The following is a 13483-nucleotide window of genomic DNA, read 5'->3' on the forward strand; positions in this document are numbered from 1 at the left end:
TCGGGCGTTGGCTCTGCGGTCCCGTCCCGCATCCAGCCGGTCGCCGGCGGCCGCCCGGTCATGCGCCGTCGCTCGCGCGATCAGCCGAAACGCCCGGAGATGTAATCGTCCGTCGATTTGCGCGACGGGTTGGTGAAGATTTTGTTCGTCTCGTCGTACTCGACCAGGTCGCCGAGGAAGAAAAACGCCGTCTTGTCGGATACGCGCGCGGCCTGATGCATGTTGTGCGTGACGATGACGATCGTGTAGTCCTGCTTCAGCTCGGCGATCAGCTCCTCGACCTTGGCGGTCGACACGGGGTCAAGCGCGGAAGCCGGTTCGTCCATGAGCAGGATATCCGGCTTAACCGCGATCGAGCGCGCGATGCACAGACGCTGCTGCTGGCCGCCCGACAGCGCGAGCCCCGACTGGTGCAGCCGGTCCTTGACCTCGTCCCACAGGGCCGTCTTGCGCAGACATTCTTCGACGAGCTGGTCGAGGGCGGCCTTGCTTTTCACGCCATGATAGCGGGGACCGAACGCGACGTTTTCGTAGATCGATTTGTGAAAAGGGTTCGGACGCTGCCAGACCATCCCGATCTTCTGGCGGAGCCGTACGACGTCCGTCTTGGAATCGCAGATGTTTTGGCCGCCGATCCAGATCTCCCCTTGGATCGAAGCGCCGGGGATCAGGTCGTTCATCCGGTTCAGCGACCTAAGGAACGTCGACTTGCCGCAGCCCGAAGGGCCGATCAGCGCGACGACCTGACGATCCGGGAAGGCCATGCTGACATGCTTGATCGCCTGCTTTTCACCGTAGAAGACGGATAGGTCTTTGGTGTAAAAAGCGGGCGGGGGCGCGGCTTGCGTGCGCGCGGCGCCGCTTGCTTCGGGATCGGAAGGCGCCGGCTTCGGCGTCTCGGCAGGCGCATGCTTCGGCGCGGACGCGGGCTGCGCAGGCGTCGCGGAGGGCGCAGGACGCAGGACGGCTCCCGTGCCGGCGCTATGCGCGTCGGCGCTTCGAGAATCGGCCGAGGATGGCATGCCCGCCGCTTTTACGCCTGCTGCCGGGCTGGCCGCCCGCTCGGCCTCCGTCTTTTCGGTCGCGATCGTCGTCATGATGAATTCCTCCTTTAAGTTCCAGGTGATCCGGCCGGAGCCGGTCTTAGCGTCCTGCCGTCAGCTTGCGGTAAAGCGCGCGCCCAAGCCAGCGGGCGCCAAGATTGAACAGGAGCACCGTGATGACGAGCACGGCCGATGCGCCTGCGGCGATTTGCGCGGCGTCCGGCGCGAGGCCTTCGCTGTTGACCTTCCAGATGTGCACGGCCAGCGTCTCGGCGGGGCGGAATGGATTCAGCGGCGACGTGTGGTGCAGCGGATTCCAGTCGGTGAAGTCGAGGCGCGGCGAGCTCATGCCCGCCGTAAACAGCAGGGCGGCAGCTTCGCCGAACACGCGGCCCGCAGCCAGGATCGTGCCCGTGACGATGGCAGGCAGCGAGATCGGCAGCATGACCGTCGTGATCGTGCGCCAGCGGGACAGTCCGAGCGCAAGGCCGGCTTCCTTCTGCTCGCGCGGCACGGCGCGCAGCGCCTGTTCGGTGATGCGCACCATGAGCGGGAGGTTAAACACCGTCAGCGCGAGCGCGCCCGACATGAGCGACAGCCCGAGGCCGAAGCGGTTGACGATGACCAAGAGTCCGAACAAGCCGACGACGATCGACGGGAAGGAAGACAGCACCTCGACGATCAGGCGGATGAACGCGGTCAGCCGGTTTTGCTTGGCGTACTCGCTCATGTAAATGCCGGCGCCGAGGCCGAGCGGAACGGTGATGATCATCGTCAGCACGAGCAGGAACAGCGAGTTGAACAGTTGGGGGCCGATCCCGCCGCCCGCGCGGATCGATTCGGGCGGCGAAGTGAGGAAGTGCCAGCTGATATGGCCGACGCCGCGGATGAGCAGGTAGCCGAGCAGCGCGGCCAGCAGCGCGATGATCAAAAAAGCCGATGCCGACGATAACGCCGGTCATGATGCGGTCTACGGACTTGGCCTTCATGCGTGCTTCACTCTCCTCTCCAGCAGTCGGACGACGAATACGAACAAGAATGTCATGATCAGCAAGATGAGCGCGAGGCTCCACAGCGCGTTGTTGTGCAGGGAACCGCTCGTGGTGTTGCCCATCGACAGCGTGATGATACTGGTCAGCGTCGCGGCCGATTGCGTCAGCGAGTGCGGGATGTGCGGCGCGTTGCCGATAACCATCTGCACGGCGAGCGCTTCGCCGAACGCGCGCGCGATACCGAGTACGACGCCTGTCATGAGCGATGGCAGCGTCGTCGGAATGACGAGCCGCGAGATCGTCTGCCAGCGCGTGGCGCCGAGCGCGTAAGAGCCTTCCTTAAGTCCGGCGGGCAAGCTGCGCAGCGCGTCCGTCGCGACTGTCGTGATCGTCGGCAGGATCATGACGGACAGGACGATCCCGCCCGCCAGGATGCCGACGCCTTGTCCCGGGAAGACGTCCCGCAGGAAAGGCACGATGACGCTGAGGCCGACGAAGCCGTAGACGACGGAAGGAACGCCGGCAAGCAGCTCGATGGCAGGCTGCAAAATATTTTTGCCGACTTTGGGCATCATTTCGGTCATGAAGATCGCGGCGCAGATGCCGAGCGGCGCGGCGATGACGGCGGCGAGCAGCGAAGTCGCGAATGAGCCGAACAGAAACGGCAGCGCGCCGAAACGCGGCGTGTCCGCTTCCGGCGCCCACTTCAGGCCTCCGAGCATCTCGCCGACGCTCACGCCCTGGCTCGCGAACGGCGTCAAGCCTCTCGAAGCGATAAAGTAGACGATCGAAAAAATGATGACGATCAGCAGCAGTACGCAAAACATCACGTAACCTCTGCCGCGGAGTTCCTCGAGCTTGTGCTTCGGAAACTTGCCGCGTCCGTCCTTCGCGATGGCATCCGCCGCTGGGCGGGTTTGGGTCATGTTCATGCGAGCCTCTCCTTAACGTGGCAAGAGAGGCGCCCTTTTCAGGTCCGCCTCTGCCGGCTATTCTCGTGCTTTTTTTAAATTATTTGTTGGTTACTTTGCCTTCCACGTCGCGCGTAACCTTCATGTCGCTAACCGGGATGTAGCCCAGATCCTTAACGTCGGTGCCTTGAATTTCGTCGCTCAGCATGTAGTCGAGGAATGCCTTGACTGCACCCTCAGGCTGGCCCTTCGTATACATGTGCTCGTATGCCCATACCGGATAAGTGCCGGACGCTACGTTTTCGGCCGTCGGATCTACGCCTTCGTACTTCAGCGCTTGGATCGTGTCGTCCAGATAGGAGAGCGCCAGGTAACCGATCGCCCCGGGCGTTTCGGAGACGAGCTTGCGAACCGTGCCGGATGCGTCTTCCGTAATCGAGTCAGGCAGGTCTTCCGACTTCGCGCCGAGGGCGAAGTTTTCGAACGTAGCGCGGGTACCCGAGCTTGCCGGGCGGTTGACGAGGACGATCTTTTGATCCTTGCCGCCAACGTCCTTCCAGTTCGAAACTTTGCCGGTGAAGATGTCGACCAGCTGCGCCTTCGTCAAGTTGTCTACGCCAACGTCCTTGTTAGATACGGCAGCGATCGATACGACGGCGACTTGGTGATCGACGAGCGCCTTCGCTTTTTCGGCGTCGGCGTCCTTCAGCTTCTCTTCGGCGAATACGTCGGAGTTGCCGATTTGCACGGTGCCTTCCGATACTTGGGACAGGCCGGCGCCGCTGCCGCCGCCGTTGACGGTAATCGTGACGTCCTTGTTGAGATCCATGAACTTCTTCGAAGCTTGATCGACGAGCGGTTGAAGCGCGGTCGAGCCGGCTGCGCTGAACGCGCCGCTGACTGCTGCGCTGGCAGGCGCGCTAGAGGAAGCGCCGTTGTTGCTTGCGTTATTGGAATTGTCGTTTTTGCCGCAGGCGGCCAGAGAGATGCCAAGCGCGAGCGTCGTCAGGACGAGCAGAGATTTTTTCAAGGAATAGAGCCCCTTTCAAATTGTGTTTATATGTGTTGCTCTCAGGCACATCTCTGATTCTAGCGGTCATTCGTCAATCTCGTATTCGGGTATTGTTAACGCAATGTAAAAAATGACGAACGTTAATATTTTTCTTCGGGCGAATCGATCATTTGCGCCGCGAGCTTGGCGACCTGCACGGCGATCTGCTCCGACATGACCGACGCTTCGCGCGATGCGACCGCCAGATGTTCCGTTCCTTTTGCGTTTTCGGAGCTTTGCGCCCACAACCGGCCGAACGTCTCCTCCGTCTTGTGCACTTGCAGCAGTCCGCGATCCGCGCCTTCCTTCCCTTCGCGGACGTGAGCGGCCGCGGCGGCCGCCGAAGCCGCCATGCCGCTCAGCTGTTCGCGGATCTGGCCGGCCTGCGACTTCGTCTCGTCGGCGAGCTGGCGCACCTCCTGGGCGACTACCGAAAAGCCCAGACCGTGCGACCCTGCTCTCGCCGCCTCGATCTGCGCGTTGATCGCGAGCAGGTTGCATTGATCCGCCAGCTGCGCGATCATCTTGGCGATGCCGACCGTGTCCGACACGCGGGCGAGCAGATCGTCCACCGACTTGGCTTGACGTTCCGCGGTCTCCGTCCAGAGGCGGAACAAGGCGAGCATCTCGGTCAAATCTTCCCGGCCATGCTCCGCCAGCTCCGCGATCTCCAGGCTTCCCGCGCGGGATTCCGAAGCCTCGCCGGCGAGTCTGTCGACCGCGCCCCGAATATCGCGCAGCATCCGTTCGGCGCCCTTCACGGTCGCCATCTGGCGTCCGGCGAGCTCGCGCCGCAGCAGCCTGGAGAGCTGCAGCATGTCGCTGACCGTGAGGACGCCCGTAAAGGCGCCCCCGCGTGTCATCATGACCGCATCGTAGATTCGCTCCTCGTCCCGCGACATCGCGCGGTCGATCAGCTCTTGCGGAGACAGATCGGTCTCGGCGACCATGGCCATGCCGTCCATCAGCTTGGATACGGGTTTGTCCGCGAACAGCGGCATGCCGTACAGCGAACCGATCAATTTGAAGAAACGATGCCGCATGACGATGCCCGCAGGTTCGCCAGTCGTCCGCACGACGGCTACGCACTCGAGCTCCTGGCGTTTGCGGAACAGCTCGGCGATCTCGCCGCAAGTCTGCTCCGGCGACACCTGCGGGCACGAACGAATCCAATCCGCCAGCGCGACCGCCGGATAATGCTTGGCGAACTCCGCCGGTTCGCTCTCGCGAACGGCAACCGTTTCTTGGAGCTGCATGCTCCGCGCTTCCGTTTTCGGGCGGGGCGCCTTTTCCGCAACCCGGGATATCGCTTTTTCTAATAGAAGCAAACTCATGCTCCCAACCCCTTATCCGCTGATCTTGACCCGCTCAGTTTATCAGCGGCTTGTCAACTTGGCGTTAGAGGAAGATCGGAGAAGTGTAAATTATCCCTTTTTTTAACGAACGCCCGCGAAAAAAGCGGATTCATGGGTTTAGAACGTCAAAAGGAGCTGCTCCGACAGTCCGCCAAGCGGACGATCGTGACAGCTCCTCGCGTATGGTTCGGCGGCTTTCCGTCCAACCTATCGGTTGTCCACCTTTTCCGGATACAGGTCGTGGTTCAGCAGCCGGTGCTCGGCCATCGCCTCGTACTTGGTGCCGGGCTTTCCCCAGTTGCAGTAAGGATCGATGGAGATACCCGCCTCTCGGCGTGAACTTGCCCCACACTTCGATGTACCGCGGCGCCATCAGTTCGATCAGATCGTTCATGATGATGTTCATGCAGTCCTCGTGGAAGTCTCCGTGGTTGCGGAAGCTGAACAGATACAGCTTCAGCGACTTGCTCTCCACCATTTTTACGTCCGGGATATACGAAATGTAAATCGTCGCGAAGTCCGGCTGGCCCGTCATCGGGCACAAGCTCGTGAATTCGGGACAATTGAACTTGACGAAGTAATCTCTGCCCGTATGCTTGTTGTCGAACGATTCGAGCACCTCGGGCGCGTAGTTGCTCGGATATGCGGTCCCCTGGTTGCCGAGGAGCGATACGCCTGCCAGCTCTTCCTTGCTTCTTCCCGCCATGATCATTGTCTCCTTATACGCCTTTTTTTGTTCCCCCAGATCCAGGTGTGCAGCTGGGGCAGCACGTGTACGTCCCGCCAACCGGCATCGGCGACGACACGTTCGACCAGCCATTCATAACGGACCAGCAAATCCTTCAACAGCTGCGTGCGGTCCTTTTCGCCGAGATGGTCGTTGCCTGCTTGCAAATAAAACGGGATACTCGGAAAACGCAGGTGAACGCCGGCCGCGTATACCAAGTCGGCCTCGTCAAAAATGACGACCTTCAAGCTGAAATGGCGGCCGCCCTGCGCCAGGCGCAGGGCGATCCGCTCGAGCGCGGCCCAATCGGTCTCCATGCCGGAACTCGGCGGCTTGGGCGATATCGTCAGCTCGTCGATGTCCAAAAACCAGTCCTGCCACTTGCTGCCCTGCGTCTCCAAGGCGACGACCGCCCCCGCTGAGCGAAGCGCGGCGATCAGCGCGCCGAGCTGCGGCAGCAACGCGGGATTGCCGCCCGACAGCGTCACGTGATCCGGCGGGGACCCGTCGAGCGCGGTCAGCTCCCGCACAATCTCCTCCGGATGCATCAACCGGATGTCGTCTTTGCCTGTCCCGTCCCAGGTAAAGGCCGAATCGCACCAGCTGCACCGGTAATCGCAGCCGGCGGTACGGACGAACCTCGTCTTTTTGCCGATGACCATGCCTTCGCCTTGGACCGTCGGGCCGAATATTTCCATCACGGGGATGCGAGCTGCGCGGATTTCTTGCGGACTCGCCGCTTGCCTAAGCACGCGTGTCACCTGCCGGACGCTTGTAGACTTTCGGCCAAGGCCGATAGACGCAATAGCTTGTCGGGGTCTCCCGCACGAACACCTGCAAGCATACGGAATGATTCGACCGTCCGTCCAAATAATGCTGGACGAGCTCGCAGATCGTCTTCGCCACGACCTCTGTCGTCGGAAATCGATTCGGGTCGTCCGCATTAAAACTTTCCGTGTCGTCATTCAGCAACGTATGATCGAAGCGCGTATGAATGAGCGTCTTGATATCGGAGAAGTTCACGAGGAACCCCGCTTCATCCAGCGTGTCTCCGGCCACGGTCACGTTAACGAAGTACGTGTGGCCGTGCACTTGACTGCATTTGCCGGCAGACTCGGCGGGCACGAAGTGCGCCGCGGCAAATTGTAAATCCTTGTTCAGCTCGTAGCGGTAAGGATGCGGGGCGACCGGATAGATTTGCTGCAACATCAGCGCGCGCCCTCCCTTCCGGCTTCGCGAAGATACGTCGCCAGACCGTTTGCGCGCAGCTTGCAAGCCGGACATTCTCCGCATCCCGCGGCGGGAATGCCGTTGTAGCAAGTCAGCGTGCGGTCCCTGACGAATTCGAACGCGCCGAGCCGGTCGGCCAATTCCCACGTCTGCGCTTTGTTCAGCCACATCAGCGGCGTATCGATGACGAACGGATAGTCCATCGCCAGATTCAAGGTCACGTTCAGCGATTTAACGAACACGTCGCGGCAGTCGGGGTAGCCGCTGAAGTCCGTCTCGCAGACGCCGGTCACGATATGCTTCGCGCCGAGCTGCTTGGCCAGCACGGCCGCGAAGCTCAGAAACAGCAGATTGCGCCCGTCCACGAACGTCGTCGGGAGCGCGCCTTCGTCCTGCTTGATCTCGATGTCGCCGCGCGTCAGCGCGTTCGGCGCCAATTGCCCGAGCAGCGACATGTCGAGCAGATGATGCCGCACGCCAAGCTCTTCGGAGATGGCGGCTGCGATCTCCGTCTCGAGCGCGTGCCGTTGACCGTATTTAAAAGTTACGGTCTCTACTTCGGCGAAGTTTTCCTTCGCCCAGAACAGACAAGTCGTGCTGTCCTGGCCGCCGCTGAATACGACGACCGCTTTTTCCCGTTTCATCGCTGCACTCTCCTAGTTGGGCATCAGGAGAGAGATCTCTGAATTCCCGTTGCTAAAGAAACGGCGCGAAGCGGGCCTATGGCCGCTTCGCGCCGAACGTCAAAAACGACAGCGCCCAGGGCGGGCCGCCGCTTTTGCATAGTTTTTTTATAGAGGGAGTTCGCGAACCTCTCCCGGCGCTGCCAGCCGTCCTTACAGAACAGCCTCGCCCGGATTTATTCTTTAGTTGTACGGTAGGTACTATACCATATCTCCGTCGGGCATAGCCAGCGGGAATCCATGTGAGACGGAACCCGTCGACGAGCGCGTCGGCGAAAAAAAGCGGACGGTTTAATCCGTCTCCGCCCCGCCGGCTTCAACCGAAGGGTCGCCCGCTTCCGCCTGCAAAAATCCGGCAGGAAGCGAATCCCCCCCAGCCCAACTGCCGGTCCTCTACGAACCGGGTCATTTTCGTCTCGAAGAAGCGCGGCTTCGTATCCCATACCGTCTTCGGCACGGTGAGGACGAAGCGGCCCTCCTTGTCCGGGATCGTGACGGTATAACGGGTCCCCTCCGGTACGCGAAGCCCCGCCAGCACGCCCGTGTACATCGCGCCGGGCGAGGTGACGCTGACGAGCGTCGGCGGCTTGTCGTCGATGACCGTGCCTTCGGAAGGGAGCGTAATATTGATCTGCACGCTGGTCTCCTCCGGGATATGGAACACCCGGTTCTCCGGCAGGGTGTATCGCGTCGTGCCGATCGTGACGCTCAGATTCGTGCCCTCTTCCTGCTCGGGCAAGTAATAGAGCTCATACCGGCCTTCCGCGTCCGTCGGCGTCGACTTGCCGAATCCTTCTCCCTCGTCCCTGTCGATCCACACGACGGCATCCTTCACGGGCGTTCCGTCCGCGTTTGTCACCTTGCCGCCGATCCGGTATTTGTCCACTTGGAAAAACGTGACCACGTCCCCCGGGTCGGACACGATTCGCGCATGCACCTCGACCTCGCCGCCCTTGCCCGGCGCGTCGGACGTTCGCGTAATCTCGATCGGATAATAGACGCTGTAAAAAAGCTTCCGCCTTCAGCAGCGCGTTCGCGGCTTGGTCACTCAGCGGTTTGCCGCCCGCGCGGGCTTGGTCGACAGCGACGACTTTGACCGGCGTCTCGGACAGCAGGCTCCGGTCCACGGTCAGTCCGAACGAGCCGTCGTCCTGCGTGACGATATCCCGCTTGCTGGCGCCCGCGTGGATGACGGCTCCTGCTATCGGGAGATCGCCGAGCTTCAGCGTCCCGCTGATCGCGGTCATATGCGAGCCGTCGTTTTTCCACTGCTTCAGCGTGAACGAATCTCGTTCGAGGGCAATCGCCGCGCCCGTGGCGGAATCGGCGGCCGGGCTCGGCGACCCGGCTGCCGCAGTCCCGGCTGCCGCAGTCCCGGCTACCGCAGTCCCGGCTGGTTCAGACGCCGGCATCCCGCCCGTTTCCTTATTGCCCGAGCATCCGGTCAGGCCGGCGGCCAATATCAAGCTTAGCATCAAAGACGCCCTTTTCATGCGACATCTCCCTTCTTCCAACGCAAACGGGGTGCCGGAGGCACCCCGTCCGCTTCCTAACGGCAACTGCGTTTAGTTGTCCTTATTGTCGGTTTTCTTGTCCGTATTGTCGCTCTTCTTCGTATTGTCGTCGTTGGCATTGTGCGCGCTGCCCGTATCGGCGGTGCCCGCCTTGCCCTGGGTCTTGTCCCCGCCAAGGCCGAACACGTACACCTTAGGCTTCGTGCCGCCGGAAGTGAAGGTGACATAGGACTTCCCGTCCACCTTGAATACGGCCGGAGCGGCTTGAATGTTGTCGCCCGCCGTCTGGAACGTCCAGATAACTTTGCCCGACTTGATGTCCAGCGCGTTGATCTTGCCGTCCAGCTCGCCGTAGAAAGCAATGCCGGAAGCGGTGCTCGTCAAGCCGCCGCGCATCGCGTCTTTGGTCTTGACCTGATAGGCTTGCTTGCCCGTGCCGACATCCATCGCCGTGATCGTGCCGTACGACTCCACGTCGGCTGGCGTCTCGCCGAGCGACGTACCGAAGGCTGCGGCCCCTGGAGAATCCGGCGTGGAAGCTTCATCCTGGTTTTTGGCCGCCTTGAGCAAGGACGGCGATTCAATGCCCGGGATCAGGACATAGTTCGTATCCGGATCGTAGGTCTCGGGCGCATAGTTCTCGCCGCCGAGCACGCCCGGATAGACGAGTACGCCTTCGGGCGTCGGCTTCGGATGCTGAATCTTGGCGAACGGGATACCGTCCCAGATTATGTCGCCCGTCTTTGCGTCCCAGGCGTACCACTGGCCGGACTTGCCGCCTTCGACGACGATTTTTTCTTCTGGCCTTTTACAGTCGCGTTCAGGATCATCGGAGACGCCGCGGCATCGTAGTCCCACAGATCGTGGCTGATCTCCTGCTTCGCCCATACCAGCTTGCCCGTGGCGGCTTCTACCGCTACGACCGAGTCCGTATAGGGATTGTTGCCCGGACGATCCGCGCCGTAGAAGTCGGGCGCAGGGTTGCCGACAGCGAAGTACATGATGCCGGTCTCTTCGTCGATCGCCGGCGGGTTCCATACCGCGCCGCCGCCCTGAAACTTGCTGTTTGCGAGCCAGTCCTGTCCCTTTGGCGGGACCGTCCAGAACGGCGCGTCCCATGCCGGGGTCAGATCGCTGGCCTTGTAGGCGTTGACGAAGCCGCGCACGCCGTTGTCGCCGCCGCTGCTGCCGATATACACGTTGCCCTTGTAGTAGACCGGCGCGGTCGTCTCGTAGTAGCCGCCTTCCAGGGTCACGCCTTCGATCGTATCCGACAGTTTGATCATCTTGACCAGTTCGCCCGTCTTCTGATCGAGCGCGACGAGCTGGTTGTCGATGGTCAGCATGAACACTTTGCCTTCGCCGACGGCGACGCCGCGATTGGCGATGATTCCCGCCTTGCTGAAGGTGGCCGCTTGCTCGGCAGGCGGCTTCCAGTGCCAGATCTGTCCGCCGGTGACGGCGTCGAAAGCGAATACCTGATTGCCTGCGGTCGTCACGTAGATGATGCCGTCGACGACGACGGGATACGACTGATTGCCGTTTTTGACGTCCGAGTCGAGCTGTTTAAAGTCGGCGGACCAGATGACCCCCAGCTCCGATACGTTGTCTTTGGTGATCTCGGTATACGGCGCATGGCGCGTGTTGCCAAGGTCGTAGCCGTAGGTCGGAAAATTGTCGAACTGCGTGCCCGTTACCGTGGCAGGTGCCGATGGGCTTGCGGTTGCCGAAGGGCTTGCCGATGCGGTCGCCGAGGCGTTTGCGGACGCGGTTGCCGAAGCGCTTGCGGACGCGGAGGCGCCAGACTTCGAATCGCCGCCGCTGCACGCGCCGAGCGCCAAGCTTGCGGCCAGCAGCGCGCCTGCTGTTGCGTATGACTTTTTCATCCTGTGTGAACCCTCCTTTTTCTGTTAAACATGCCCACGGCTGCCTTCTTCTTGCCGGCGAGTCTTCTAAAGGGCGTCACTGCTATCTACCCTTCTCCTGCGATTTTAAAGCGACAGCGGCACGAATTTTGTCGAATTGTCGAATGATTGGAGATTAGGAGGCCGGCTTTACGGGTATGAAAGTTTTACGCGAACAGGCAGGGGGCATCGCAGCCCTCGAATTTTCATTTTGCTTTAAAACATACCTAGGAGGTCTTTCACGCTATGAAAAAAGGAAACAAGAAAACGTATCTGTTCGTCGCCCTCGTCGCCCTTGCGGCCTTTTTTTGTGCTGAGCGCTTGCGGCAAGAACAATGAAGACAACAACGCTGCTTCCAGTCCGCCCGCTACGGCAAGCGCATCCGCTTCCGCTTCGGGCGGCGCCGCGGGAGGGTCGACGCAGGAGATCACCGTGCATGCCAAAAACTTCGAATTCGATAAGAAAGAAATCAAGCTGCATGTCGGCGATACGGTCAAGCTGACGCTCGAAAACACGGACGGCGTGCATGGCCTGGAGGTCCCCGACTTTAACGTGAATATCAAAAACGGCGAAACGGCGACCTTTACGGTCGACAAAGCCGGCACCTACGATTTTAACTGTTCGGTTCAATGCGGATCCGGACATGACAATATGGTCGGACAAATTATCGTAGAATAAGTACCGTAGAGTAAGCTGCCTGATCGAACGCCTGCAAGCTCGCGATATCGAAACAGAGGACCCTTCCGCCGCAGCGAAAGGGTCCTCTGTTTTTTGCGGACGGCGTAATGCCGAGCTAGCGCAACGCGATCGCCATCTTCACGCTGTATCCGCCCGCGATCGCGGCACATGCAAGCTGCAAAAAAATCCCCGGCTCTAAGAGCCGAGGGATTTTGGACCGGCGAGCGGGATCCCGCCGGAACTGCCTTATACTTCTTCGATGCCGACCCAGGCGCCGCGCTCGATCGACAGATCGACCGCTTCGAGCACCTCTTGGCAGCGCACGCCGTCCAGGAAAGTCGGCGCGAACGGGGAACCGGTCGCCATATGCTGCAGGAACTCGTACACGATGTGCACGAAGCCGTGCTCGTAGCCGATAATGTGACCGGTCGGCCACCAGTTGCCTGCGTATTTGTGCGACGGGTCGGTCGCGAGGATCGTCCGGAAGCCGGCCAGCTCGGGCTCGTCTTCGCGGAAGTAGACTTCGAGCTCGTTCAGGCGTTCCAGATCCCAGCGCAGCGTGCCCTTGCTGCCGTGGATTTCGAACGTATTGTGGTTTTTGCGGCCTGCCGCGAAGCGGGTGGCGATGAACATGCCCATCGCGCCGTTCTTGAAGTCGGCCAGGAAGCCGGTAGCGTCGTCTACGGTCACTTCGCCCATTTCGGACGTGCCCTTGCCCGACAAGCCGGACGTCGACGACGGGATCGGACGCTGCTTCACGAACGTCCGGCTGTGGCCGACGACGCGGTCGAACTCGCCGATCAGGAAGCGGGCGAGGTCGATGCTGTGGGCGTTCAGGTCGCCGTGCGTGCCGGAACCGGCCACTTCTTTCTTGAGACGCCATGCGAGCGGGGCCTCGGGATCGACCAGCCAGTCCTGCAGGTAGGTCGCGCGGTAGTGGTGGATCTCGCCGAGCTTGCCGCTTTCGATGATCTGCTTGGCCAGCTGCACGGCCGGCAGGAAACGGTAATTAAAGCAAATGGCGTGCTTGACGCCCGCTTTTTCGGCGGCGTCCAGCATTTCGCGCGCGTCGGCCAGATTCAGCGCCAGCGGCTTTTCGCAGAAGACATGCTTGCCTGCCGCGATCGCAGCCAGCGCGATCTCCTTGTGGGCGTCGCTCGGCGCGTTGATGTCGATGAAGTCGATGTCGTCGCGCGCGACGAGCTTTTTCCAGTCGGTCTCGTAGCTTTCCCAGCCGAACTTGTCAGCCGCTTCTTTGACGCCCTGCTCATCCCGTCCGCAGATCGCCTTCATGACGACCGGCGCTTCGAGATCGAAGAACATGCCGACATCCTTGTACGCATGGCTGTGGGCTTTGCCCATGAACTTGTAGCCCACCATGCCGACGTTCAGCT

At 61.1% G+C, this 13483-nt stretch carries 13 protein-coding genes, 2 pseudogenes and 1 riboswitch; of the genes and pseudogenes, 2 read left to right on the top strand and 13 right to left on the bottom strand.

The window, feature by feature from the left end:
• Positions 1 to 80: 80 nt before the first annotated feature.
• From pstB to OMP38_RS12395, 10 genes and pseudogenes are all read right to left on the bottom strand, one after another.
• Positions 81 to 962: a phosphate ABC transporter ATP-binding protein PstB gene (gene pstB / locus OMP38_RS12350; protein ID WP_420869689.1), complete on the bottom strand. Its 882-nt coding sequence runs from the start codon at positions 960 to 962 to the stop codon at positions 81 to 83.
• A gap of 181 nt (positions 963 to 1143) precedes the next feature.
• Positions 1144 to 2032: pseudogene (gene pstA, locus OMP38_RS12355) on the bottom strand (phosphate ABC transporter permease PstA).
• A complete protein-coding gene (gene pstC / locus OMP38_RS12360) occupies positions 2029 to 2961 on the bottom strand; it encodes a phosphate ABC transporter permease subunit PstC (RefSeq protein WP_277566795.1) in 933 nt (310 codons plus the stop codon). Before pstC ends, pstA begins: the two are co-directional and overlap by 4 nt.
• Positions 2962 to 3046: 85 nt before the next feature.
• Positions 3047 to 3976, bottom strand: a complete 930-nt coding sequence (locus OMP38_RS12365) for a phosphate ABC transporter substrate-binding protein (RefSeq protein ID WP_277565446.1) — start codon at positions 3974 to 3976, stop codon at positions 3047 to 3049.
• A gap of 122 nt (positions 3977 to 4098) precedes the next feature.
• Positions 4099 to 5253 carry a methyl-accepting chemotaxis protein gene (locus OMP38_RS12370; RefSeq protein WP_277565447.1) on the bottom strand — a complete coding sequence of 385 codons (1155 nt, stop codon included), beginning with the start codon at positions 5251 to 5253 and terminating at the stop codon, positions 4099 to 4101.
• 306 nt (positions 5254 to 5559) lie between these two features.
• Positions 5560 to 6058, bottom strand: a pseudogene (queF, locus tag OMP38_RS12375) (preQ(1) synthase).
• Between the two features lie 2 nt (positions 6059 to 6060).
• Positions 6061 to 6777, bottom strand: a complete 717-nt coding sequence (queE, locus tag OMP38_RS12380) for a 7-carboxy-7-deazaguanine synthase QueE (RefSeq protein ID WP_277566796.1) — start codon at positions 6775 to 6777, stop codon at positions 6061 to 6063.
• A 46-nt stretch (positions 6778 to 6823) separates the two neighbouring features.
• Positions 6824 to 7288, bottom strand: coding sequence for a 6-carboxytetrahydropterin synthase QueD (gene queD / locus OMP38_RS12385; protein WP_277565448.1), 465 nt, complete (start codon positions 7286 to 7288; stop codon positions 6824 to 6826).
• Positions 7288 to 7953 (bottom strand): 7-cyano-7-deazaguanine synthase QueC, encoded by a 666-nt coding sequence (queC, locus tag OMP38_RS12390; protein ID WP_277565449.1) that lies wholly within the window; start codon positions 7951 to 7953, stop codon positions 7288 to 7290. Before queC ends, queD begins: the two co-directional genes overlap by 1 nt.
• Before the next feature lie 132 nt (positions 7954 to 8085).
• Positions 8086 to 8130: riboswitch (PreQ1 riboswitch) on the bottom strand.
• A 178-nt stretch (positions 8131 to 8308) separates the two neighbouring features.
• Complete coding sequence (locus tag OMP38_RS12395; protein ID WP_277565450.1) at positions 8309 to 8929, bottom strand: carboxypeptidase-like regulatory domain-containing protein; 621 nt, start codon at positions 8927 to 8929, stop codon at positions 8309 to 8311.
• Between the two features lie 103 nt (positions 8930 to 9032).
• Here OMP38_RS12395 and OMP38_RS12400 point away from each other — a divergent pair, with 103 nt between their 5' ends.
• Positions 9033 to 9464, top strand: coding sequence for a hypothetical protein (locus tag OMP38_RS12400; RefSeq protein ID WP_277565451.1), 432 nt, complete (start codon positions 9033 to 9035; stop codon positions 9462 to 9464).
• Between the two features lie 93 nt (positions 9465 to 9557).
• Here the strand turns inward: OMP38_RS12400 and OMP38_RS12405 are convergent, their stop codons facing one another.
• Positions 9558 to 10298, bottom strand: a complete 741-nt coding sequence (locus OMP38_RS12405; RefSeq protein WP_477100078.1) for an outer membrane protein assembly factor BamB family protein — start codon at positions 10296 to 10298, stop codon at positions 9558 to 9560.
• On the bottom strand, positions 10235 to 11392 hold the full coding sequence (locus tag OMP38_RS12410) for an outer membrane protein assembly factor BamB family protein (protein WP_277565452.1): 1158 nt from the start codon (positions 11390 to 11392) through the stop codon (positions 10235 to 10237). Before OMP38_RS12410 ends, OMP38_RS12405 begins: the two co-directional genes overlap by 64 nt.
• Before the next feature lie 328 nt (positions 11393 to 11720).
• Here OMP38_RS12410 and OMP38_RS12415 point away from each other — a divergent pair, with 328 nt between their 5' ends.
• On the top strand, positions 11721 to 12089 hold the full coding sequence (locus OMP38_RS12415; RefSeq protein WP_277565453.1) for a cupredoxin domain-containing protein: 369 nt from the start codon (positions 11721 to 11723) through the stop codon (positions 12087 to 12089).
• Positions 12090 to 12335: 246 nt separating this feature from the next.
• On the opposite strand, the gene OMP38_RS12420 is transcribed toward OMP38_RS12415, so the two are convergent.
• On the bottom strand, positions 12336 to 13469 hold the full coding sequence (locus OMP38_RS12420) for a Gfo/Idh/MocA family protein (protein ID WP_277566798.1): 1134 nt from the start codon (positions 13467 to 13469) through the stop codon (positions 12336 to 12338).
• Positions 13470 to 13483: the final 14 nt, after the last annotated feature.

The sequence above is a fragment of the Cohnella ginsengisoli genome, assembly GCF_029525555.1.
GTDB classification, from domain to species: Bacteria; Bacillota; Bacilli; order Paenibacillales; family Paenibacillaceae; genus Cohnella; species Cohnella ginsengisoli.

Bases quoted from the DNA above. Each gene is read 5' to 3' on its own strand.
- pstC (WP_277566795.1), bottom strand. From the start codon at position 2,961: ATGACCCAAACCCGCCCAGCGGCGGATGCCATCGCGAAGGACGGACGC.
- OMP38_RS12370 (WP_277565447.1), bottom strand. From the start codon at position 5,253: ATGCAGCTCCAAGAAACGGTTGCCGTTCGCGAGAGCGAACCGGCGGAG.
- queE (WP_277566796.1), bottom strand. From the start codon at position 6,777: ATGGAAATATTCGGCCCGACGGTCCAAGGCGAAGGCATGGTCATCGGC.
- queD (WP_277565448.1), bottom strand. From the start codon at position 7,288: ATGTTGCAGCAAATCTATCCGGTCGCCCCGCATCCTTACCGCTACGAG.
- queC (WP_277565449.1), bottom strand. From the start codon at position 7,953: ATGAAACGGGAAAAAGCGGTCGTCGTATTCAGCGGCGGCCAGGACAGC.
- OMP38_RS12410 (WP_277565452.1), bottom strand. From the start codon at position 11,392: ATGAAAAAGTCATACGCAACAGCAGGCGCGCTGCTGGCCGCAAGCTTG.
- OMP38_RS12420 (WP_277566798.1), bottom strand. From the start codon at position 13,469: ATGGTGGGCTACAAGTTCATGGGCAAAGCCCACAGCCATGCGTACAAG.